The 22336-nt window shown below is 72.7% G+C and carries 20 protein-coding genes; 16 read left to right on the top strand and 4 right to left on the bottom strand.

The window, feature by feature from the left end; genetic code table 11:
- Positions 1 to 17: 17 nt before the first annotated feature.
- On the top strand, positions 18 to 1292 hold the full coding sequence (locus tag AB0B20_RS28080) for an MFS transporter (RefSeq protein WP_357474801.1): 1275 nt from the start codon (positions 18 to 20) through the stop codon (positions 1290 to 1292).
- 50 nt (positions 1293 to 1342) lie between these two features.
- On the opposite strand, the gene AB0B20_RS28075 is transcribed toward AB0B20_RS28080, so the two are convergent.
- Positions 1343 to 1546, bottom strand: coding sequence for a cold-shock protein (locus tag AB0B20_RS28075; RefSeq protein ID WP_184686822.1), 204 nt, complete (start codon positions 1544 to 1546; stop codon positions 1343 to 1345).
- Positions 1547 to 1727: 181 nt separating this feature from the next.
- Between AB0B20_RS28075 and AB0B20_RS28070 the strand changes: the two genes are divergently transcribed.
- Together AB0B20_RS28070 and AB0B20_RS28065 are read left to right on the top strand one after the other, a co-directional pair.
- Positions 1728 to 2402, top strand: a complete 675-nt coding sequence (locus tag AB0B20_RS28070; protein ID WP_357380996.1) for a 50S ribosomal protein L11 methyltransferase — start codon at positions 1728 to 1730, stop codon at positions 2400 to 2402.
- An 89-nt stretch (positions 2403 to 2491) separates the two neighbouring features.
- The gene (locus tag AB0B20_RS28065; RefSeq protein ID WP_357380998.1) at positions 2492 to 3100 is read left to right on the top strand and encodes a VTT domain-containing protein; all 609 of its coding nucleotides are present in this window, start codon (positions 2492 to 2494) and stop codon (positions 3098 to 3100) included.
- Between the two features lie 45 nt (positions 3101 to 3145).
- On the opposite strand, the gene AB0B20_RS28060 is transcribed toward AB0B20_RS28065, so the two are convergent.
- Entirely contained in the window at positions 3146 to 3799 is a 654-nt protein-coding gene (locus AB0B20_RS28060) for an MBL fold metallo-hydrolase (protein ID WP_357381001.1), read from the bottom strand.
- Between the two features lie 8 nt (positions 3800 to 3807).
- Positions 3808 to 4524: a maleylpyruvate isomerase family mycothiol-dependent enzyme gene (locus tag AB0B20_RS28055; protein WP_357381002.1), complete on the bottom strand. Its 717-nt coding sequence runs from the start codon at positions 4522 to 4524 to the stop codon at positions 3808 to 3810.
- Positions 4525 to 4747: 223 nt separating this feature from the next.
- Between AB0B20_RS28055 and rsgA the strand changes: the two genes are divergently transcribed.
- The 5 genes from rsgA to AB0B20_RS28030 all read left to right on the top strand — a co-directional run bounded on the left by rsgA (position 4748) and on the right by AB0B20_RS28030 (position 13040).
- Entirely contained in the window at positions 4748 to 5827 is a 1080-nt protein-coding gene (gene rsgA, locus AB0B20_RS28050; RefSeq protein ID WP_357474798.1) for a ribosome small subunit-dependent GTPase A, read from the top strand.
- A 209-nt stretch (positions 5828 to 6036) separates the two neighbouring features.
- A complete protein-coding gene (gene uvrA / locus AB0B20_RS28045; RefSeq protein WP_357381007.1) occupies positions 6037 to 8979 on the top strand; it encodes an excinuclease ABC subunit UvrA in 2943 nt (980 codons plus the stop codon).
- A gap of 100 nt (positions 8980 to 9079) precedes the next feature.
- Entirely contained in the window at positions 9080 to 9568 is a 489-nt protein-coding gene (locus AB0B20_RS28040; protein WP_357381009.1) for a Rieske (2Fe-2S) protein, read from the top strand.
- 83 nt (positions 9569 to 9651) lie between these two features.
- On the top strand, positions 9652 to 11595 hold the full coding sequence (uvrC, locus tag AB0B20_RS28035; RefSeq protein ID WP_357474795.1) for an excinuclease ABC subunit UvrC: 1944 nt from the start codon (positions 9652 to 9654) through the stop codon (positions 11593 to 11595).
- A gap of 788 nt (positions 11596 to 12383) precedes the next feature.
- Positions 12384 to 13040: a C39 family peptidase gene (locus tag AB0B20_RS28030; RefSeq protein WP_357474792.1), complete on the top strand. Its 657-nt coding sequence runs from the start codon at positions 12384 to 12386 to the stop codon at positions 13038 to 13040.
- 115 nt (positions 13041 to 13155) lie between these two features.
- On the opposite strand, the gene recQ is transcribed toward AB0B20_RS28030, so the two are convergent.
- Positions 13156 to 15012, bottom strand: coding sequence for a DNA helicase RecQ (recQ, locus tag AB0B20_RS28025; RefSeq protein WP_357381015.1), 1857 nt, complete (start codon positions 15010 to 15012; stop codon positions 13156 to 13158).
- Positions 15013 to 15184: 172 nt separating this feature from the next.
- Here recQ and rapZ point away from each other — a divergent pair, with 172 nt between their 5' ends.
- From rapZ to AB0B20_RS27985, 8 genes are all read left to right on the top strand, one after another.
- Positions 15185 to 16108 (top strand): RNase adapter RapZ, encoded by a 924-nt coding sequence (rapZ, locus tag AB0B20_RS28020; RefSeq protein ID WP_262014426.1) that lies wholly within the window; start codon positions 15185 to 15187, stop codon positions 16106 to 16108.
- Positions 16105 to 17109, top strand: coding sequence for a uridine diphosphate-N-acetylglucosamine-binding protein YvcK (gene yvcK, locus AB0B20_RS28015; RefSeq protein ID WP_357381018.1), 1005 nt, complete (start codon positions 16105 to 16107; stop codon positions 17107 to 17109). The genes rapZ and yvcK overlap by 4 nt, the downstream gene beginning before the upstream one ends.
- Positions 17110 to 17163: 54 nt before the next feature.
- Positions 17164 to 18144: a DNA-binding protein WhiA gene (gene whiA / locus AB0B20_RS28010; protein WP_018788213.1), complete on the top strand. Its 981-nt coding sequence runs from the start codon at positions 17164 to 17166 to the stop codon at positions 18142 to 18144.
- A 265-nt stretch (positions 18145 to 18409) separates the two neighbouring features.
- Entirely contained in the window at positions 18410 to 19414 is a 1005-nt protein-coding gene (gap, locus tag AB0B20_RS28005; RefSeq protein ID WP_357381020.1) for a type I glyceraldehyde-3-phosphate dehydrogenase, read from the top strand.
- Entirely contained in the window at positions 19411 to 20616 is a 1206-nt protein-coding gene (locus AB0B20_RS28000; RefSeq protein ID WP_357474789.1) for a phosphoglycerate kinase, read from the top strand. Before gap ends, AB0B20_RS28000 begins: the two co-directional genes overlap by 4 nt.
- Positions 20617 to 21408, top strand: coding sequence for a triose-phosphate isomerase (gene tpiA / locus AB0B20_RS27995; RefSeq protein ID WP_357381024.1), 792 nt, complete (start codon positions 20617 to 20619; stop codon positions 21406 to 21408).
- 95 nt (positions 21409 to 21503) lie between these two features.
- Complete coding sequence (gene secG, locus AB0B20_RS27990; protein WP_091420428.1) at positions 21504 to 21764, top strand: preprotein translocase subunit SecG; 261 nt, start codon at positions 21504 to 21506, stop codon at positions 21762 to 21764.
- 130 nt (positions 21765 to 21894) lie between these two features.
- Entirely contained in the window at positions 21895 to 22239 is a 345-nt protein-coding gene (locus AB0B20_RS27985; protein ID WP_018788218.1) for an RNA polymerase-binding protein RbpA, read from the top strand.
- Positions 22240 to 22336: the final 97 nt, after the last annotated feature.

Here is a 22336-nt window from a genome sequence, read left to right as displayed (position 1 = left end):
GCAGCGGGGCGGCGGTCGTGACCGCCCCCGCGCACACCTCAGGGCCGGTCGACGCCGCACCCGGCCCGCTGTTCCGGCACCACGACTTCCGGCTGCTCTGGACCGGTCACACGGTCAGCGCCGTGGGCAGCAACATGACCACAGTGGCGCTGCCACTGGTGGCGGTCGCGGTGCTCGACGCGACCACCTTCCAGGTGGCGGTGCTCACCGCCGCCGCCTGGCTGCCCTGGCTGCTCGCCGGCCTGCCGGTCGGGGCGTGGGTCGACCGGGTCCGCCGCCGCCCGGTGATGATCGCCGCCGACCTCGCCGCAGCGGCGCTGTTCGCGAGCGTGCCGGTGGCCGCCCTGGCCGGACTGCTCACCGTCGGGCATCTGCTGATCGTGGCGCTCGGCGCCGGCCTGGCCCGGGTCTTCTTCGAGACCGCCGACCAGGTCTACCTGCCCACGCTGTTGCGTCCGGCGCAGGTGCCCGAGGCCAACGCGCGGCTGCACGCCACGCAGACGGCGAGCTACCTGGTCGGGCCGGGACTGGCCGGTCTCGTCGCCCAGCTGGTCGGCGCGGTGACCGCTGTGGCAGTGGACGCGTTCAGCTTCCTGCTGTCCGCGCTGTGCCTGCGGCGCATCCGCGCGGTCGAGCCCCGACCGCACCGTCCGGACGGGTCGACGTCGCTGCGCCGCGAGGTCGCCGCCGGGCTGCGATTCGTCGCCCGCGACCCGTACCTGCGGGTCCTGACGGTGTTCGGGGCGGCGAGCAACATCGGGCTCACCGGCTACCAGGCGGTGCTCGTGGTGTTCCTGGTCCGGACGGCCGACCTTCCGGTGGGCCTCGTCGGCCTCCTGATCGGGCTCGCCAGCCTCGGCGGCGTGATCGGCGCCGCGCTCGCCGCGCGCCTGGCCCGCCGGCTCGGCAGTGCCCGCACACTGCTGGTCGCCGGCGCCCTGACCGGCCCGCCCGCGCTGCTCATCCCACTGGCCGGGCCCGGCGCGCGTACGGCGTGGCTGGTGCTCGGCGGCGTACTGGTGAGCCTGGGCGTGGCGATCGGCAACGTGGTGAAGGGCAGCTTCCGGCAGACGTACACGCCGCACCGGCTGCTCGGCCGGGTGACTGTGAGCATGCACCTGCTCAACTACGGCACCATTCCGCTGGCCGCGCTGCTCGCCGGGGCGCTGGGCGCGGCCTGGGGGCCGGGCGGCGCGATCCGGGCGATGACCGCCTGGCTGGCGCTGACCCCGCTGATCCTGCTGGCCGGGCCACTACGGAAACGGCGCGACCTGCCGGTCGCGCCGTCCTGATGATGCGCTGCGACGGCGGTCGGGTTCCGACCGCCGTCACCGGCACGTCACTACATGGGACGGACGTTGTCCGCCTGCGGGCCCTTCTGGCCCTGCGTCACCTCGAACTCGACCTTCTGGCCCTCGTTCAGCTCGCGGTAGCCATTGCTCTGAATGGCCGAGTAGTGGACGAACACGTCCGGGCCTCCGCCGTCCTGCTCGATGAAGCCGAAGCCCTTTTCCGAGTTGAACCACTTGACCGTGCCGGTTGCCATGCGTCTCTCCCTGTTCAATGCGGGCGAGCACCTGTCCCTCGACCGATGATCGCCCTCTACCACCCCCGACAGTAACCGCCCGGACGGCATTCCGCTGCCGGAAGCGCGCGGCGCGCCCGTGAATACGCGCGCGGCGGGAAAAAGACCCCACCGCCGGGCGGGGCGCGGCATGCTTGCCCCGATGAGCACGCAGACGGCTCTGGCCGACCTGGAACAGGAGATCGCGGCGCCCGGCGCGGGCCCGGACCGCCTGCGCCTGGTCGGCACGCCGTTCGTCCCCGAGGTGCGCCTGCACCTGGCCGAGGACGCCATCCTGTGGTGGGCCCGGATGGAGGCCGCCGCCGGGCGGTCGCTGCCGCCGCCGTACTGGGCGTCGGTCTGGGCCGGTGGCCAGGCGCTGGCCCGGCACCTGCTGGACCATCCCGAGCTGGCCGCCGGGCGACGGGTGCTCGACCTGGGCGCCGGATCGGGGCTGGTCGCCATCGCCGCCGCGCTCGCCGGGGCCGACGAGGTGGTCGCCAACGACATCGACCCGTACGCGGTGGCCGCCGTCACGGTCAACGCCCGCGCCAACCGGGTCCGGGTGAGCGTCGACGGCGCCGACCTGCTCGACGGGGTGGCGGACGCCGACCTGCTGGTGGCCGGCGACGCGCTCTACGACGCGGGCCTGGCCGCCCGGGTCCTGCCCTACCTGCGGCGCTGCGCCGCGCACGGGGTGCAGGTGCTGGTCGGCGACCCGGACCGGGGCCACCTGCCGCCGGACGGGCTGGAACCGGTGGCCAGCTACCTGGTGCCGACCACCGAACCCTTTGTCGACTCCCCGGTACGCCGGGTGCAGGTGCTGCGCCCCCGCTGACCCTCAGGGATCTCCGGGTCGGGTGTCGGGGACCACTGGGGGTTCATGCCCCATGTGCCGGCGTGCCGCCGGGACATAGCGTGCAGCTCATGAACGAACTCGTGGCCGCCGCCGGTGAGCTGCCCACCACCCTGCTGATGGGGCTGCTCGGCGTGGTCATGCTCGCTGACGCCGTACCCCTGATCGGGGTGCTGGTGCCCGGCGACGCCGCGGTCCTCGCGGCGGTCGGCGCGGGCCGCCCGGCCGGCGGAGCGCTCACCGTCGCGGCGGTGGTCGCCGGCTGCCTGGCCGGGTGGTCGCTGAGTTTCCTCGCCGGCCGGCGCTGGGGCGGGTGGCTGCGGGACAGCCGGGTGGGCGGCTGGATCGGCGAGTCCCGCTGGGCCGCCGCCGAGACGCTGCTGCACCGCGGCGGCGGCCGGATCGTGCTGGTGGCGCCGTTCCTGCCGGTGTTCAACGCGTTGCTGCCGCTGGCCGCCGGCGGGCTGCGGATGTCGTACCGGCGGTTCCTGGCCTGCGCGGCGGCCGGGGCGACCGCGTGGGCCGGGCTCTACGTGGCGCTGGGGCTGGCCGCGCGGGCGCTGACGGGCTTGTTGCCCGCGGCGCTCAACCCCACCGTGCTGACCATGGCGGTCGGGCTGCTGCTGGCCGGCCCGGTGCTGCTCGCCACCCGGCGGCGGTTGCGGGCGGTCACCGGCTGACCGCGCCCGGCCCGGCCGCCACGGGGGAGGCCGGGCCGGGCGTGCTCACCAGCCGCGGGCGCGCCACTGCGGCAGCGCAGGCCGCTCGGCGCCGATGGTGCTGTCCTTGCCGTGGCCGGGGTAGAACCAGGTGTCGTCCGGCAGCCGGTCGAACAGCTTGGCCTCGACGTCGTCGATGAGATGGCCGAAGCGCTCCGGGTCCTGGTCGGTGTTGCCCACACCACCGGGAAACAGCGAGTCCCCGGTGAAGAGATGCGGGGTGCCGGCCGGGTCGCGGTAGAGCAGCGCGATCGAACCCGGCGTGTGCCCGCGCAGGTGGATGACCTCCAGCGCGCAGTCACCGACCGGCACCGTGTCGCCCTCGGCGAGCCGCTCGGCCTCGATGGGCAGGCCCTCGGCGTCGTCGGCGTGCACCAGCGCGCGCGCACCGGTCTTGGCCACCACCTCCTCCAGCGCGACCCAGTGGTCCATGTGCTGGTGGGTGGTCACCACGGCGGCCAGCCCGCCGTCGCCGACCAGCTCCAGCAGGCGAGGCGCCTCGTTCGCGGCGTCGATCAGCACCTGCTCGCCGGTGGCCCCGCAGCGCAGCAGATAGGCGTTGTTGTCCATCGGGCCCACCGACAGCTTGGTGACGGTGAGCCGGTCGAGCTCGCGTACGGCCGGCGGGCCGCCGGGCGTGACGTCTCCGGTGTAGGTCATGACGATGTTCAGATCCATTCCGGTGGGTTCGGCAGGGGGCCGTCGGGTTCGACGGTGAGCATCTCGCCCGCGCCCCGGCCGGTCAGCCAGGCGGCGAGTTCCGGCGCGGGGCCGGTGACCGTGGGCGCCCCCTCCGGGTCGCCCACGACGAGTTCGGACGCGGCGCCGTCGAAGCGCAGCACCATGGACGGCGCGGCCGGGTTGGCGGCCAGCCCGGTGACCACCTCGTGCAGCAGCCGCTGGGCGAACGCCTCCGGCCACTCCGCGGGCCGGTAACCGGCGGCCAGGTCGACGTGGTGCACCTCGACCTCGCGCAACCGGCCCCAGACCAGCATCGCCGCCGGCCACGGGCCACGCCGGGTCCGCACCGTGGCGCCCCAGGCGTCGACGGGCATCGCCGCCACCGCCGCGTCGAAGCGCTGGCCGCTGCGGCGTACGTCGTCCAGCAGGTCGGCCGGGCCGCGGCTCGCGCCCGCGTCGATGTCGTCGGCGCGGGCCTGCGCCGAGGCGTACATCGGGATGTCCTCGCCGGTGCGCGCGGAGGTGAGCAGGTTGACGAACCCGTCGGCGTTGCGGGCCAGGTGGGTGAGCACGTGCGCGCGGGACCAGCCCGGCAGCAGCGACGGTGCCGCGACGTCCTCGGCGGTCAGACCGGACACGGTACGCAGCAGCCGGTCGTTCGCCTCGGCCAGCGCACCGGTCAGCAGCAGGGGGTCGGCGGTCATCGCGTTCTCACGGTTCGACAGTAGCGGGCCGGACCGGGCCGTGCCGCCGGGGAAATCGCTTTCGGCGCGTCGGCGCGGCCCCTACCGTCAGGGCCGACGACCTCGGACCGCCTGGTCCGTGCCGTCGTCTACGCGGCACCGGGAGTCGGAGGGGAGGTGGTGCGCATGCCGGTCGCAACGCGTGTGTTCCGCCGTATCTCCCCTCGACACCGATGAGGACACCATGACTCTCGATCTGACCGCCCTCGGCTGGGACGCCGGCTGGGCGGCCCATCTCGACCGTCGCTCCGGCCGTACTCCCGGGCGGGTCGCCCGGGTGGACCGGGGCGTCTGCACCGTGCTGTGCCCGCAGGGGCCGGTGCGGGCCAGCCTCGGCGGCGGCGTGCTGTCCGCCGCCGCCCGCGACGCGACCGCGCTGCCCTGCGCGGGTGACTGGGTGCTGCTGTGCGCCTGGCCGGACGGCCCGGTCACGGTGGAGGCGGTGCTGCCCCGGCGTACCGCGCTGGTGCGGCGTACCGCCGGCAAGGACGCCAGCGGCCAGGTGCTGGCCGCCAACCTCGACGCCGCGGCGGTGGTCGAGCCGGTGCACCCGGAGCCGGACGCCGCGCGGATCGAACGGCTGCTGTCCCTGGTGCACGAGTCCGGCGCGGAGCCGCTGGTCGTGCTCACCAAGGCGGACCTGGCCGCCGACCCGGCGGCGGTCGCCCGGCAGCTGGCCGACCTCGCGCCGGGGGTGCCGGTGCTGCCGGTCAGCGCCGAGCACGGCACCGGCCTGGCGCCGCTGCGCCGGCACGTCGCCCCGGGCCGCACGCTCGGCCTGCTCGGCCCCTCCGGGGCCGGCAAGTCGAGCCTGGTCAACGCGCTGACCGGGGCCGATGTGATGCGCACCCAGGCGATCCGCCGGGTCGACGGCAAGGGCCGGCACACCACCACCTGGCGGTCGCTGGTGCCGCTGCCGGGTGGGGGAGCGGTGCTGGACACCCCGGGCGTACGGGCGGTCGGCCTGCTCGACGGCGCGACCGGCCTCGACCGGGCGTTCGCCGACATCACCGAGCTGGCCGCCGGCTGCCGGTACGGCGACTGCGCCCACGACGCCGAGCCGGGCTGCGCGGTGCGGGCCGCGCTGGACGACGGCGCGCTGCCGGTGCGCCGCTGGGAGAGCTGGCGCCGGCTCCAGCGGGAGATCGAGTACGAGAGCGGCCGGCGCGCGGCCCGGCTCGCGGCCGAACGGCGGGGCGGCCGGCGGGGTGGGCGGCGACGCACCGGGCGTCCGGCGACCCCGCCCGCACCAGGGGGATTCTGAGCCGGCCCGGGCCGGTCGGGTGGGGCTACGTGATTCGCACCCGACCGTCCTGAGCTGGGGGAATGTTCGCACGACGGAAGTTGTCATACGTCGGGGCTAGAGTTGCCGGGGCGTTTTCTCTGCGCCCCCGACAACCTGTGAAAACCATCCAGACCCGGCGTCTGGTGCACAGATCCGCCTCATATTCTTCTTCCGGGAGCACACGCACCGTGGCCGACCGACTGATCATCCGTGGCGCGCGCGAGCACAACCTGCGTGACGTCAGTCTCGACCTGCCCCGGGACGCCCTGATCGTCTTCACCGGGCTCTCCGGTTCGGGCAAGTCGAGCCTGGCGTTCGACACCATCTTCGCCGAGGGGCAGCGCCGCTACGTCGAGTCGCTGTCGTCGTACGCCCGGCAGTTCCTCGGCCAGATGGACAAGCCCGACGTCGACTTCATCGAGGGCCTCAGTCCCGCCGTCTCCATCGACCAGAAGTCCACCTCGCGCAACCCGCGCTCCACCGTCGGCACCATCACCGAGGTCTACGACTACCTCCGCCTGCTCTTCGCCCGCATCGGCGAGCCGCACTGCCCGATCTGCGGCGAGCGGATCTCCAAGCAGAGCCCGCAGCAGATCGTCGACCGGGTCCTGGCCATGGCCGAGGGCACCCGGTTCATGGTGCTCGCGCCCGTGGTGCGCGGCCGCAAGGGCGAGTACGTCGACCTGTTCGCCGAACTCCAGGCCAAGGGCTACGCCCGTGCCCGGGTCGACGGCGTGGTGCACCCGCTGACCGAGCCGCCGAAGCTCAAGAAGCAGGAGAAGCACACCATCGAGGTGGTGATCGACCGGCTCAGCGTCAAGCCGAGCGCCAAGCAGCGGCTTACCGACTCGGTCGAGGCCGCGCTCGGCCTGTCCGGCGGCCTGGTGCTGCTCGACTTCGTCGACCTGCCCGAGGACGACCCGGCCCGGGAGCGCCGCTACTCCGAGCACCTGGCCTGCCCGAACGACCACCCGCTCGCGATCGAGGACCTGGAACCCCGGGTCTTCTCCTTCAACGCCCCGTACGGCGCCTGTCCCGAGTGCACCGGCCTGGGCACGAAGAAGGAGGTGGACCCGGAGCTGGTCATCCCCGACCCGGAGCGCACGCTGCGCGAGGGCGCGATCCAGCCCTGGGCCACCGGGCACAACCTCGAATACTTCCTGCGGCTGCTGGAGGCGCTCGGCGAGGCCGAGCACTTCGACATCGACACGCCGTGGCGGGCGCTGCCGTCGCGGGCGCAGAAGACGATCCTGCACGGCTCCGACGACCAGGTGCACGTGCGCTACCGCAACAAGTACGGCCGCGAGCGCTCCTACTACACCGGTTTCGAGGGCGTGGTGCAGTGGATCGAGCGCCGGCACACCGACACCGAGTCGGAGTGGTCCCGGGACAAGTACGAGGGCTACATGCGGGACGTGCCCTGCGCGGCCTGCGGCGGCACCCGGCTCAAGCCCGAGGTGCTCGCGGTCACCCTGGCCGGTAAGAGCATCGCCGAGGTCTGCAACCTCTCCGTCGGCGAGGCGGCCGACCTGCTCGCCGGCATCGAGCTGACCGACCGGCAGAAGATGATCGCCGAGCGGGTGCTCAAGGAGATCAACGCCCGGCTGAAGTTCCTGCTCGACGTCGGCCTGGACTACCTCTCGCTGGACCGCCCGGCCGGCACGCTCTCCGGCGGCGAGGCCCAGCGCATCCGGCTGGCCACCCAGATCGGCTCCGGCCTGGTCGGCGTGCTCTACGTGCTCGACGAGCCGTCGATCGGCCTGCACCAGCGGGACAACCACCGGCTCATCGAGACGTTGCTGCGGCTGCGCGGCCTGGGCAACACGCTGATCGTGGTCGAGCACGACGAGGACACCATCCGCGTCGCCGACTGGATCGTCGACATCGGCCCGGGCGCGGGCGAGCACGGCGGCAAGATCGTGCACAGCGGGTCGGTGCCGGCGCTGCTCGACAACACCGAGTCGGTCACCGGGGCGTACCTGGCCGGCCGCAAGGTCATCCCGACGCCCGCCACCCGCCGGCCCCAGACGCCCGGCCGGGAGCTGGTGGTGCACGGCGCACGCGAGCACAACCTGCGCAACCTCACCGTGAGCTTCCCGCTCGGCCAGCTCATCGCGGTCACCGGGGTCAGCGGCTCGGGCAAGTCGACGCTGGTGAACGACATCCTCTACGCCGTGCTGGCCAACCAGATCAACGGCGCCCGGCTGGTGCCCGGCCGGCACACCCGGGTCACCGGCCTGGAGCACGTGGACAAGGTCGTCGGCGTGGACCAGTCACCGATCGGGCGGACCCCGCGCTCCAACCCCGCGACCTACACCGGGGTCTGGGACCACGTCCGCAAGCTCTTCGCCGAGACCACCGAGGCCAAGGTCCGGGGGTACGGCCCGGGCCGGTTCTCGTTCAACGTCAAGGGCGGGCGCTGCGAGGCGTGCTCCGGCGACGGCACCATCAAGATCGAGATGAACTTCCTGCCGGACGTCTACGTCCCCTGCGAGGTGTGCAAGGGCGCGCGCTACAACCGCGAGACCCTTGAGGTGCACTACAAGGGCAAGACGGTCGCCGAGGTGCTGGACATGCCGATCGAGGAGGCGGCCGAGTTCTTCTCCGCCATCCCGGCCATCCACCGGCACCTCAGGACGCTCGTCGACGTCGGCCTCGGCTACGTCCGGCTCGGCCAGCCCGCGCCGACGCTGTCCGGCGGTGAGGCGCAGCGCGTCAAGCTCGCCTCCGAGCTCCAGAAGCGCTCCACCGGCCGCACCGTCTACGTGCTCGACGAGCCCACCACCGGCCTGCACTTCGAGGACATCCGCAAGCTGCTGATGGTGCTGGAGGGCCTTGTCGACAAGGGCAACACGGTCATCACCATCGAGCACAACCTCGACGTGATCAAGACAGCCGACTGGCTCATCGACATGGGCCCCGAGGGTGGCCACCGGGGCGGCACCGTGCTCGCCACCGGCACGCCGGAGGAGGTCGCCGAGGTGCCGGAGAGCCACACCGGGGAGTTCCTGCGGCCGATCCTCAAGCTCGACGGCAAGGCCAAGGGCGCCAAGGCCGCCACCACCCGGGCGGCGAAGGCCAACGGCAGCGCCAAGCAGCGGGCCCGCAAGGTGCCCGCCGGTGCGCGCTGACCGGCGTCCTCCACCGCGGCGCCCGGTTCGTTGACGCGTCAATATGAACCGTGCCGCAAGCTTGTGCGTGTTCCGCAGTAAGTCGAGAGAAAGGCCGGAGATGAGTGATGATCAGGCGCTGACCCGACCGGTCACCCAGAGCCGCCGTACCCTGCTCGCCGGAGCCGGCGCGGTGGGGGCGGCAGTGGTGCTCGCGGGCTGCGGCAGCGACGACGACGCGTCACCCGGGCTCGCCCCGACCAGCGGCGGCCCGCCCGGTGCCACCGCCACCGGGGATGCCGGCGGCGGCGACCGCGCCGGCAGCAACGCCGTGGCCCGCACCTCGGACATCCCGGTCGGTGGCGGCGCCGTCTTCGCCAGCCAGGGCGTGGTGATCACGCAGCCCGAGGCCGGCCAGTTCAAGGCGTTCGACCCGATCTGCACGCACCAGCGCTGCCCGGTGTCGAACGTCGACGGCGGCACGATCAACTGCACCTGCCACAACAGCCGGTTCTCCATCACCGACGGCTCGGTGAAGGGCGGCCCGGCCACCAAGCCGCTCGCGGCCAAGGAGATCAAGGTTGACGGCGACCAGATCCGCCTGGCCTGACCGCGTCGGCGCCCCCGTCGCCCGGTGGCCGGCGGGGGCGCGGCGGCGGCCGGGTGTCAGGGGTGCGGACTAGGCTTGGCGCCGTGGCTGACCCCTCGACCTACCGTCCCGCGCCCGGCACCATCCCGGAGTCGCCAGGGGTCTACCGCTTCCGCGACGGCACCGGCCGGGTGATCTACGTCGGCAAGGCGCGCAACCTGCGCAGCCGGCTCAACTCCTACTTCGCCGACCCGGTCGGCCTGCACCAGCGCACCCGGCAGATGGTCTTCACCGCCGAGTCGGTCGACTGGATCACCGTCGCCACCGAGGTCGAGGCGCTCCAGCAGGAATACACCTGGATCAAGCAGTACGACCCCCGGTTCAACGTCCGCTACCGCGACGACAAGTCGTACCCCTATCTCGCTGTCACGCTCGACGAGGAATACCCGCGGTTGCAGGTGATGCGCGGGGTCAAGCGCAAGGGCGTGCGCTACTTCGGGCCCTACTCGCACGCCTGGGCGATCCGCGAGACGCTCGACCTGCTGCTGCGGGTCTTCCCGGCGCGGACCTGCTCGTCCGGGGTGTTCAAACGGGCCGGCCAGGTCGGCCGGCCCTGCCTGCTCGGCTACATCGGCAAGTGCTCGGCGCCGTGCGTCGGCAGCGTCAGCGCGCAGCAGCACCGGGAGATCGTCGACGGCTTCTGCGACTTCATGGCCGGCCGCACCGACACCATGGTCCGCAGGCTGGAGAAGGAGATGCTCGACGCCAGCGAGCAACTGGAGTTCGAGCGGGCCGCCCGGCTGCGCGACGACGTCGCGGCGCTGCGGCGGGCGATGGAGAAGCAGACTGTGGTGCTCGGCGACGGCACCGACGCCGACGTGGTCGCCTTCGCCGACGACCCGCTCGAAGCCGCCGTGCAGGTCTTCCACGTCCGCGGCGGCCGGGTGCGGGGCCAGCGCGGCTGGGTGGTGGAGAAGACCGAGGAACTGACCACCGGCGACCTCGTGCACCACTTCTGCACCCAGGTGTACGGCGGCGAGCAGGGTGAGGCCGACGTGCCCCGCGAGCTGCTCGTCCCCGAGCTGCCCGGCGACGCCGACGCGCTCGCCGACTGGCTCACCGCCCGGCGGGGCAGCCGGGTGTCGCTGCGCGTCCCGCAGCGCGGCGACAAGCGGTCGTTGCTGGAGACCGTCGAGCGCAACGCCAAGGACGCGCTGGCCCGGCACAAGCTCAAGCGGGCCGGCGACCTGACCACCCGTAGCCAGGCGCTCGACGAGATCGCCGACTCGCTCGGCATGGACACCTCGCCGCTGCGCATCGAGTGCTTCGACGTCTCCCAGATCCAGGGCACCGACGTGGTCGCCAGCATGGTCGTGTTCGAGGACGGGCTGCCCCGCAAGAGCGAATACCGGCGGTTTATCGTGCGCGGCGCGACCGACGACCTGTCGGCCATGTCCGAGGTGCTGCGGCGGCGCTTCGCCCGCTACCTCGACGCCCGCGCCGAGACCGGTGAGCTCGGCGAGGAGACCGCCTCCGACCCCGACCGCCCCGGCATCGACCCGACCACCGGGCGGCCGCGCAAGTTCGCGTACCCGCCGCAGCTCGTCGTGGTCGACGGCGGCCCGCCCCAGGTCGCCGCCGCCGCGAAGGCGCTCGCCGAGCTGGGCATCGACGACGTGGCGTTGTGCGGGCTGGCCAAGCGGCTGGAGGAGGTGTGGCTGCCCGACGACGAGTTCCCGGTGATCCTGCCGCGCACCTCCGAGGCGCTCTACCTGCTGCAACGCGTACGCGACGAGGCGCACCGCTTCGCCATCACGTTCCACAGGCAGCGGCGCTCCAAGCGGATGACCGAATCCGCGCTGGACAACGTCCCCGGCCTCGGCGAGGTACGCCGCAAGGCGCTGCTGCGGCACTTCGGCTCACTGAAGCGGCTGTCCGCCGCCACGGTGGAGGAGATCAGCGAGGTGCCCGGGGTGGGCAGGCGTACGGCCGAGGCGATCCTGGCCGCGCTGGACGGCTCGACAGCGGACGCCGCCCCCCGCTCCTGACCTCTTCCTGGGTTCGTCCGCCGCCCGGCTTACCGGCACGTCACCGTCAGCCCCGTCAGGAACCCGTGGGTGCCCGTGTCCCGATGGGTGGTGAGACGGAAGCCCACTCCTCGGACGCGGGTACCGCCGCCCCCCCGCTCCGCACCCGCACCCGCCCCACGCCCCACGCGATCTTGCAGTTAGTGCCTCGGTGATGCCGGATTCGCGAGGTTTGCCGGGCACCAAAGTGCAAGATCGCGGGCTGGCCGGGCACGACGTGCAGGATCGCGGTCGGAGCGCCCCGCGGGCGGGCGGGGTGGATCATGGTGGCCGCTGTTCCGAGGCCGGTGTTTCGCGGGTCCGTCCGCGTCCGGGCGGGTGGTCTGGGAAGTGGTGTCCGGTTCGGCTGCGGTGGCCCTGACGGGCTGTGGTCGGTGCCATCGTGAGGGTGGAATCGGTGGCGGGCGCGGGGCGTTGTACATGACTGGCCGCCGAGGCACCGGGTCGAGCGCCGCGCACCGGCCCACCGGGGCGTCGAGCGGATCGCCGGGTCAGGGAATGGCCCCGGCCCGCCGGTCGTTACATCCCCGAGCCGCGGACAGCAGGCAACGTCCTCGGGTCGTCAGCCCCGGACGGAGTCACCACCGCCGGGAATGACACCGGGCCGGTCGTCGTTACATCCCCGAGCCGCGCAGAGCAGGCCCCCATGGCCGCCCGCGTGCCAGCCCTTCGACGGGCACCCCGAAGACTTTCCCCCCTTTCGCGGCACCCCCCGCCGCGTCATCCCCCACTTCAGGGAGGCAACCATCATGGCTACCACTCTGCTGCGCAAGACCGTTCTGACCGCTGCCGGTATCGCCGCCACCGCCGGTGGCATCGCCGGTCCCGCCATCGCCGCCCACGCCGCCCCCACCACCAGCACCACCACCGTGGTGGCCGACCGCAAGGGCCACGGCGAGCGGGAGCTGGACGTGCGCTACGAGGCGCAGCCCAACTTCTACTTCTGCGGCCCCGCCGCCGCGCGTAACGCGCTGAGCGTGCAGGGCAAGAACATCGACGTGCACGCCATGGCCAAGGAGATGGGCACCACCGAGTCCGGCACCGACAGCATCAACGACATCACCCCCGTACTGAACAAGGAGACCGGCGCCAAGGACGCCTACAAGTCCGTCGAGATCAGCACCCCCAAGGCCGACGACAAGCAGACCGACACCCTGCGCGCCGACGTCGTCAAGACCGTCGACGCCGGCCGGGCCGTGGTCGCCAACATCGCCGGCACCGCCACCGACACCGACGGCAACACCCACTCCTTCGAGGGCGGCCACTACATCAGCGTCATCGGCTACCGCGACGACGGTAAGACCGTCACCATCGCCGACAGCGCCGACCCGAACACCGCCACCTACCGCATGAGCATCGACAACCTCGCCGACTGGATCGCCACCCGCGGCTACAGCACCAGCTGACCAATCCGCCGCACCCATGGCCGCAGAGCAAGAACACTTGCAGCCAACAGCGAGGCCACAGCACGCCGGAAGGGCCCGACCCCACCACGGGGCCGGGCCCTTCCGCGCGTGCGTGTCAGGACTCGGCGAGCACGGCCAGGATCGACTCGCCATACTTGGCGAGCTTGTTCTCCCCGACGCCGTTGACCCTGGACAGCTCGGCAAGCGAGGCCGGCGGCTCGGCGGCGATCTGCCGCAGGGTCGCGTCGTGGAAGATGACGTACGCCGGGACGCCCTGCTCCTTGGCGGTGGCCGCGCGCCAGGCGCGGAGCCGCTCGAAGACGGGCGCGGCGGCGGGGGAGAGGTCGGCGACAACGGTGGCCGCGCCCCGGGGCTTGGCGGACCGGCCGGCCGCCTGACGCTCGGGCTCCTTGCGCAGCGTGACGGTACGGCGGCGGCCGAGCACGTCCGCGCTGGCCTCGGTCAGCGCCAACGTGCCGTAGTCGCCCTCGACGGCGAGCAGCCCTTCGGCGAGCAGTTGCCGCACCACGCCACGCCACTCGGCCTCGCGCAGCTCGGTGCCGATGCCGAAGGTGCTCAGCGCGTCGTGGCCGTACTGGTCGATCTTGTCGGTGTGCTTGCCGAGCAGGATGTCGATGCTGTGCCCGGCGCCGAAGCGCTGGTTGCGCTCGCGGTCGAGCCGGTAGACGGTGGACAGCAGCTTCTGCGCGGCGACGGTGCCGTCCCAGGACTCCGGCGGTTCGAGGCAGGTGTCGCAGTTGCCGCAGTCGGCCACCCCGGCCTCGCCGAAGTATTCGAGCAGCTGGGCGCGGCGGCAGCGGACCGTCTCGCAGAGCGCCAGCATCGCGTCCAGGTGGGCGGCCAGGTTGCGCCGGTGCGCGAGGTCGCCCTCGGACGTCTCGATCATCTTGCGCTGCTGCACCACGTCCTGGAGCCCGTACGCCAGCCAGGCCGTGGACGGCAGCCCGTCGCGCCCGGCGCGGCCGGTCTCCTGGTAGTAGCCCTCGACCGACTTCGGCAGGTCCAGGTGGGCGACGAAGCGTACGTCGGGCTTGTCGATGCCCATGCCGAACGCGATGGTGGCGACCATGACCAGGCCGTCCTCGCGCAGGAACCGCTGCTGGTTGGCGGCGCGGGTCGCGGCGTCCAGCCCGGCGTGGTAGGGCAGCGCGGGGATGCCGTTGGCGACCAGGAACTCGGCGGTCTTGTCCACCGAGGCCCGGGACAGGCAGTAGACGATGCCGGCGTCGCCGGGGTGCTCGTCGCGCAGCAGGCTCAGCAGTTGGCGGCGCGGTTCCCGCTTGGGCACGATGCGGTACTGGATGTTGGGCCGGTCGAAGCTGGCCACGAAGTGCCGCGCCTCGGTGAGCCGCAGCCGGGTGGCGATCTCGGTGCGCGTCGCCCGGGTCGCGGTGGCGGTCAGCGCGATGCGCGGTACGTCCGGCCAGCGCTCGTGCAGCATCGACAGGTTGAGGTAGTCGGGGCGGAAGTCGTGCCCCCACTGCGAGACGCAGTGCGCCTCGTCGATCGCGAACAGCGCGATCCGGCCGCGTTCCAGCAGGCCGAGCGTGGACCGCACGGCGAGCCCTTCCGGGGCGAGGTAGAGCAGGTCCAGCTCACCGGCGAGGTAGGCCGCCTCGACCCGGCGCCGCTGCGCGGGATCCTGGGTCGAGTTGAGGAACCCGGCCCGGACGCCGACCGCTGTCAGCGCGTCGACCTGGTCCTGCATGAGCGCGATCAGCGGCGAGACGACCACCGCCACGCCGTCGCGGACCAGCGCGGGGATCTGGTAGCACAGCGACTTGCCGCCACCGGTGGGCATGAGCACCAGCGCGTCGCCGCCGGCCACCACGTGGTCGACGACCTCCTGCTGGAAGCCGCGAAACGCGTCGTACCCGAAGACCCGCCGCAACACGTCGAGCGCGTCGCCGGCCGGTGCGGAGGTGGTCCGCTCGTCGGTGGGGGAGACCATCCGCGCAGTCTACGAGCGTCCCCCGACACCGCCCGTCCCGGCGAGCCGTGCTGGGGCCGCCGACATGTTCCGGTCGTCACCCCGTGGAATCCCGGGCCGGGTCGCAGCCGTTAGAGTCGCTGATTGACCATGCGCGGCCGACCGGCCGCGGCGCCACGGCTGGGGGTAGCGGGTGAGCGAGGCGCGTACAGCGGGTGACCTGGGACGGACCGAGGGGGAGACGGCGCCGGCCGAGTCGGACACCTCACTGGTGGTGGTGACCGGCCTGTCCGGCGGCGGGCGCAGCACCGTGGCCCGGGCACTGGAGAACGTCGGCTACTACGTGGTCGACAACCTGCCGCAGGCACTGCTTCTCGACATGGCCGAGCTGGCGTTCAAGGCCGGCGGCGCGGCCCGGCGTACGGCGATGGTGCTGGACGTGCGCTCGCGCGCGTTCTCCACCGACCTCGCCGGGGCGATCCGGGAGCTGCGGGAGCGCGGCTTCCAGCCCCGGGTGGTCTTCGTCGACGCCGACGACGAGGTGCTGATCCGCCGGTTCGAGAGCGTGCGCCGCTCGCACCCGTTGCAGGGCGACGGGCGGCTCGCCGACGGCATCGCTGTCGAGCGGACGCTGCTGGAGGAGGCCCGCGAGCAGGCCGACGTGATCATCGACACCAGCCACCTGAACGTGAACCAGCTGCGCCGCCGGGTGGAGGAGCTGTTCGGCGGTGAGGACGCCCGCCGGCTGCGGATCACGGTGATCTCGTTCGGCTTCAAGTACGGCCTGCCGCCGGACGCCGACTTCGTGATGGACGCCCGGTTCCTGCCGAATCCGTACTGGGTGCCGGAACTGCGCGAGCACACCGGCCGGGAGGAGGCGGTCAGCGCGTACGTGCTGGGCCAGGAGGGCGCCGACGCGTTCGTGGCCGGGTACGCCGACCTGGTCAACGCCACCACCGCCGGGTTCGAGCGGGAGGGCAAGCGCTACCTGACCGTGGCTGTCGGCTGCACCGGCGGCAAGCACCGCAGCGTGGCCATCGCCGAGGAGCTGGCCTCCCGCCTGCGCCACTCCGGCATCGCCGCCAACGCCCAGCACCGGGACCTGGGGCGGGAGTGATCCCGACCAGGGTGGTCGCCTTCGGCGGCGGGCACGGGCTCTCGGCGTCGCTGCGGGCGCTGCGGCACTGCGTACCCGAGCTTGACCTGGACATCACCGCGGTGGTCACCGTCGGCGACGACGGCGGCTCCAGCGGCCGGTTGCGCGCCGAGCGCGGCGGCCTGCCGCCGGGCGACCTGCGGCAGGCGCTGGTCGCGCTGGCCGGCGACCACCCGGCCACCCGGCGCAGCGCGGCGTTGTTCCAGCACCGCTTCGCCGCCGCCGTGCCGCCGGCGCCGACGCTCGCCGCGCCGGTACCGGTAACGGTCGGCGACTCGCTGGCCGGCCACGCGGTCGGCAACCTGCTGCTGCACGGGCTCACCGAGCTGCTCGGCGACCCGGTGGCCGCGCTCGACCACGCCGGGGCGATGCTCGGCGCGGTGGGGCGGGTGCTGCCGATGTCCCGCCAGCCGGTGGGCATCGAGGCCCGGGTCCGCGGCGCCGACCCGGAGCACCCGGACGAGGTGTCCACGGTGCGCGGCCAGCACCAGGTCGCGGTCACCCCGGGCACCGTCGAGTCGCTGCGGCTCAGCCCGTCCGCGCCGGCCGCGTGTGCCGAGGCGGTGACCGCGGTACGCGCCGCGGACTGGCTGATCTTCGGCCCGGGGAGCTGGTACACGAGCGTGCTGCCGCACCTGCTGGTGCCGGGGCTGGCCGACGCGATCGTGTCCAGCCCGGCGCGGCGGCTGGTGACGCTCAACCTGGTGGCCGAGAACGAGACCTCGGGGCTCTCCCTTCCCGACCATCTGGACACGCTTCGGCGCTATCTGCCCGAGCTGAAGGTGGACCGGGTGCTCGCCGACTCCACGGCGGTGGGTGATCCCGCGGCGGTCGAACGTGCGGCAGAATCGCTTGGTGCCCGGCTGGTCCTCGCTCCCGTCGCCGTCCTCGACGGCACGCCCCGTCATGATCCAGCCGCGTTGGGCGCCGCGCTGGTGCCTGTCCTGCGCGCCGATCGTTAGACACGTACGTAATCACCGGCGACACGCCGGAACCGGTCCGTGAGGGGGCGCACTATGGCGATGACGGCTGCGGTCAAGGACGAGCTGAGTCGGGTCGACGTGCCCAAGCCCTGCTGTCGGCGGGCGGAGATGGCCGCCCTGCTGCGTTTCGCGGGTGGCCTGCACATCGTGTCGGGTCGCGTCGTGGTCGAGGCGGAGCTGGACACCGGCGCGGTGGCCCGCCGGCTGCGGCGGGAGATCGCCGAGGTCTACGGCTACCCGAGTGAGATCCACGTGCTCGCCTCCGGCGGGCTGCGCAAGGGCAGCCACTTCATCGTGCGGGTGGTCAAGGACGGCGAGGCGCTCGCCCGGCAGACCGGTCTGCTCGACGTGCGCGGCCGTCCGGTGCGCGGCCTGCCGCCGCACGTGGTGGCCGCGAACGTCTGCTGTGCCGTCTCGGCCTGGCGGGGGGCGTTCATGGCGCACGGCTCGCTCACCGAGCCGGGCCGCTCCAGCGCGCTGGAGATCACCTGTCCCGGTCCGGAGTCGGCGCTGGCGCTCGTCGGCGCGGCCCGCCGCATCGGCATCACCGCGAAGAACCGCGAGGTGCGCGGCGTGGACCGGGTGGTGGTCAAGGACGGCGACGCGATCGCCGCGCTGCTCACCCGCATAGGGGCGCACTCCAGCGTGCTGGCCTGGGAGGAGCGGAGGGTACGCCGGGAGGTGCGCGCCACCGCGAACCGGCTGGCCAACTTCGACGACGCCAACCTGCGCCGTTCCGCGCGTGCCGCGGTGGCCGCCGCCGCCCGGGTGACCCGCGCGCTGGAGATCCTCGCGGACGACGCGCCGAACCACCTGACCTCGGCCGGCCGGCTGCGGCTGGAGCACCGCCAGGCGTCGCTGGAGGAACTGGGCGCGCTCGCCGAGCCGCCGCTGACGAAGGACGCCATCGCCGGCCGGATCCGCAGGCTGCTCGCGCTGGCCGACAAGCGGGCCCGTGACCTGGGCATCCCGGATACCGAAGCGGCAGTCACGCCGGACATGCTCGTGGTCTGATAGGACTCGGGCGGCGGCGCACCGCGAGCGGGATCACCACCCGCCGCAGCGCGACGTCGCACGCTCGGATATGGTCGCTGCGTACGGCAAGGGGGCCGCGCACAGGCATCCCTCGCCGTGCTCACCGCCTCGGGCGGTCAGGTCTCCGTGACCGCGGCGGGGTGGCCGAGATGACATGTCGACGGCCGGCTCCAACGGTCGGCGCACACACCTCCGCCGGCAGCGGTCTGGCGCCGGCGGACCAGAACGCGAGGAGATGGGACCTGTGACCATCCGGGTTGGCATCAACGGCTTCGGCCGGATCGGCCGCAACTTCTTCCGGGCAGTGCTGGCGTCCGGCGCTGACATCGAGGTCGTGGCGGTCAACGACCTGACCGACAACGCGACGCTCGCCCACCTTGTCAAGTACGACAGCATCCTGGGCCGCCTCCCGCACGAGGTGAAGGCCACCGCCGACGAGATCACCGTGGGCGGCAAGACCATCAAGGCGTACGCCGAGAAGGACCCGGCCAAGCTGCCGTGGGGCGAGGTCGGCGCCGACGTGGTCATCGAGTCCACCGGCTTCTTCACCGACGCCACCAAGGCGAAGGCGCACCTCGACGGCGGGGCCAAGAAGGTCATCATCTCCGCTCCGGCGAAGAACGAGGACGTCACCGTGGTCATGGGCGTCAACCAGGACCAGTACGACCCGGCCAAGCACAACATCATCTCGAACGCCTCCTGCACCACCAACTGCCTCGCCCCGATGGCGAAGGTCCTGCAGGACACGTTCGGCATCCAGCAGGGTCTGATGACCACCATCCACGCGTACACGCAGGACCAGAACCTGCAGGACGCGCCGCACAAGGACCTGCGCCGGGCCCGGGCCGCCGCGCTGAACATCGTGCCGACCTCGACCGGCGCCGCGAAGGCCATCGGCCTGGTCCTGCCGGAGCTGAAGGGCAAGCTGGACGGCTACGCGCTGCGCGTGCCGATCCCGACCGGCTCGGCCACCGACCTGACCGTCACGGTCGGCCGGGAGACCACTGTGGACGAGGTCAACGCCGCGCTCAAGGCCGCCGCCGAGGGCCCGCTGCGGGGCATCCTCAGCTACAACGAGGACCCGATCGTCTCCGCCGACATCGTGACCGACCCGGCGTCGTGCATCTTCGACGCGCCGCTGACCAAGGTGATCGGCAACCAGGTCAAGGTCGTCGGCTGGTACGACAACGAGTGGGGCTACTCGAACCGCCTGGTGGACCTGGTCAAGCTGGTGGGTCAGTCCCTGTGAGTGCGACCATCCGCAACCTCGACGACCTGCTCGCCGAGGGGGTGTCGGGTCGGCGCGTGCTGGTGCGCGCCGACCTGAACGTCCCGCTCGACAAGCAGACCGGGGAGATCACTGACGACGGGCGGATCCGGGCCGTCCTGCCGACGCTGAGCGCGCTGGTGCGGGCCGGCGCGAAGGTGGTCGTCTGCTCGCACCTGGGCCGCCCGAAGGGCGCGCCGGACCCGCAGTTCAGCCTCCGCCCGGTCGCCGGGCGGCTCGGTGAGCTGCTCGGTGCCCCGGTGCACTTCGCCGAGGACACCGTGGGTGACTCGGCGCGGTCCACCGTGGAGGGGCTGGCCGACGGCCAGGTCGCGCTGCTGGAGAACCTGCGGTTCAACAAGGGCGAGACCAGCAAGGACGACGCGGAGCGGGGCGCGTTCGCCGACCAGCTCGCCGCGCTCGGTGACGCCTACGTGGACGACGCGTTCGGCGCGGTGCACCGCAAGCACGCCAGCGTGCACGACGTGCCGGCCCGGCTGCCGCACTTCGCCGGGCGGCTGGTGCTGCGCGAGGTCGAGGTGCTCAGCCGCCTCACCGGCTCCCCGGAGCGGCCGTACGTGGTGGTGCTGGGGGGCTCGAAGGTCTCCGACAAGCTGGCCGTGATCGAGGCGCTGCTGCCGACAGTGGACCGGCTGCTCATCGGTGGCGGCATGTGCTTCACCTTCCTCAAGGCCCAGGGCCACGAGGTGGGCACGTCGCTGCTGGAGAAGGACATGGTCGAGACCTGCGGCAACCTGATGGAGCGCGCGCCGGGCAAGATCATGCTCCCGGTCGACGTGGTGGCCGCCGACGCGTTCGCGCCGGACGCCGCGCACGACACCGTGCCGGCCGACGGCATCCCCAGCCACCGGCTGGGCCTGGACATCGGCCCGGAGACGGTGGCCGGGTTCGCCGCCGCGCTGTCGCAGGCGAAGACCGTCTTCTGGAACGGCCCGATGGGCGTGTTCGAGATGGCGGCGTTCGCCAACGGCACCCGGGGTGTGGCCGAGGCGATCACCAAGGCCGACGCGTTCAGCGTGGTCGGCGGCGGCGACTCGGCCGCGGCGGTGCGCGCGCTGGGCCTGGACGAGTCCTCGTTCGGGCACATCTCCACCGGTGGTGGCGCCTCCCTGGAATACCTGGAGGGCAAGACCCTCCCCGGCATCGCGGCCCTGGAGAACTGAATGGCGAGCACGACCCGCCGGCCGCTGATGGCCGGCAACTGGAAGATGAACCTGAACCACCTCGAGGCCAACCTGCTGGTGCAGAAGCTGGCCGCGAGCCTGAACGAGAAGCAGCTCACCGACGTCGAGTGCGTGGTGCTGCCGCCCTTCACCGATCTGCGTACCGTGCAGACCGCCGTGGACGGCGACAAGCTGCTGATCGGCTACGGCGCGCAGGACCTGTCGCCGCACCCGTCGGGCGCGTACACCGGTGACATCGCCGGGCCGATGCTCGCCAAGCTGGGCTGCGGCTACGTGGTGGTCGGCCACTCCGAGCGGCGGCAGTACCACCACGAGGACGACGCGCTCGTCAACGCGAAGGTGTCGGCGGCGCTGGCCAACGGGCTCACCCCGATCCTCTGCATCGGCGAGGGCCTGGAGGTCCGGGAGCAGTCGGGTCAGGTGCGGCACTGCTGCGACCAGCTCGACGGCGCGCTCAAGGGGCTCACCGCCGAGCAGGTCACCAAGGTCGTCGTGGCGTACGAGCCGGTCTGGGCGATCGGCACCGGCAAGACGGCGACGCCGGAGGACGCCCAGGAGGTCTGCGGCGCGGTGCGCAAGCGCATCGCCGAGACCTACGACGCGGGCACCGCCGAGCAGGTCCGGGTCCTGTACGGCGGGTCGGTCAAGGCGTCGAACGTCGCCGCGATCATGGCTCAGCCGGACGTGGACGGGGCCCTGGTCGGGGGCGCGAGCCTCGACGCCGAGGAGTTCGCGCAGATCTGCCGGTTCCCGGAGCACACGGCCCGCTGATCGCTCGCTATCCTTGACGCTGCCCGTCCACCGGCCGGTGCCGCAGTGCCCGACAGGTCCGGGCAGTGATCGCAACGAGAGGACTGACCCCCGCCATGCCGATCTGGTTCGCCTACACGATGATCACGCTGCTGGTCATCACGAGCGTCCTGCTCACCCTGCTCATCCTCCTGCACCGTGGTAAGGGCGGCGGGTTGTCGAGCATGTTCGGCGGCGGGGTCAGCTCCAGCCTGGCCGGGTCGTCGGTGGCCGAGAAGAACCTCGACCGCTACACCGTTCTGGTGGGAATCGTCTGGTTCGCGTGCATCGTCGGGCTCGGCCTCTGGCTGCGGCTGCAGATGGCCAGCGGCACCTGAGTCGGCGCTGAGAAGCGTACAATCTGCGCGCGGTCCGTCACGGACCGCGCGCAGTTTTGTTTCTCCGCGCGTCGCCCGTCGCCCACCCCCTCCGGCGGCGGTCCCCTCCGACGACAGGGAGCGAGCAACAGTGCCCAGCAACAACGTCATCCGCGGCACCCGCATCGGGTCCGCCCCCGAGCGGTTCGACCAGCGGGTCGAGCCCGCGCCGCGCCGCCCGGTCGTCTACTGGTGCCGCCACGGGCACCGGGTCGAGTTCCTGATCGCCGCCGAGGCGGAGACGCCCGCCACCTGGGAGTGCCCGCGCTGCGGCGAGCCCGCCGGCCCCGACCCGGGCGACCCGCCGGGCCGCCAGCGCGCCGAGCCGTACAAGACCCATCTGGCGTACGTGCAGGAGCGGCGGACGCCGGAGGAGGGTGAGGCACTGCTCGCCGAGGCGCTCGACGCGCTGCGGCGTCGCCGCGGCCGGGCCTGACCCGAGGTGTTAAGAGGTCCTAACTTTTTGAGGGTGGGCGTAACCGACTGGATGTGAGGGTCGTTTCGTCTGAACGTGAGGAGGGGTGAGCAGCCGC

This window comes from Micromonospora sp. NPDC049151 (assembly GCF_040648395.1).
Classification (GTDB): domain Bacteria; phylum Actinomycetota; class Actinomycetes; order Mycobacteriales; family Micromonosporaceae; genus Micromonospora.
The sequence above is the reverse complement of the archived record's forward strand: the minus strand, read 5'-3'. Positions and strand labels throughout refer to the sequence as shown.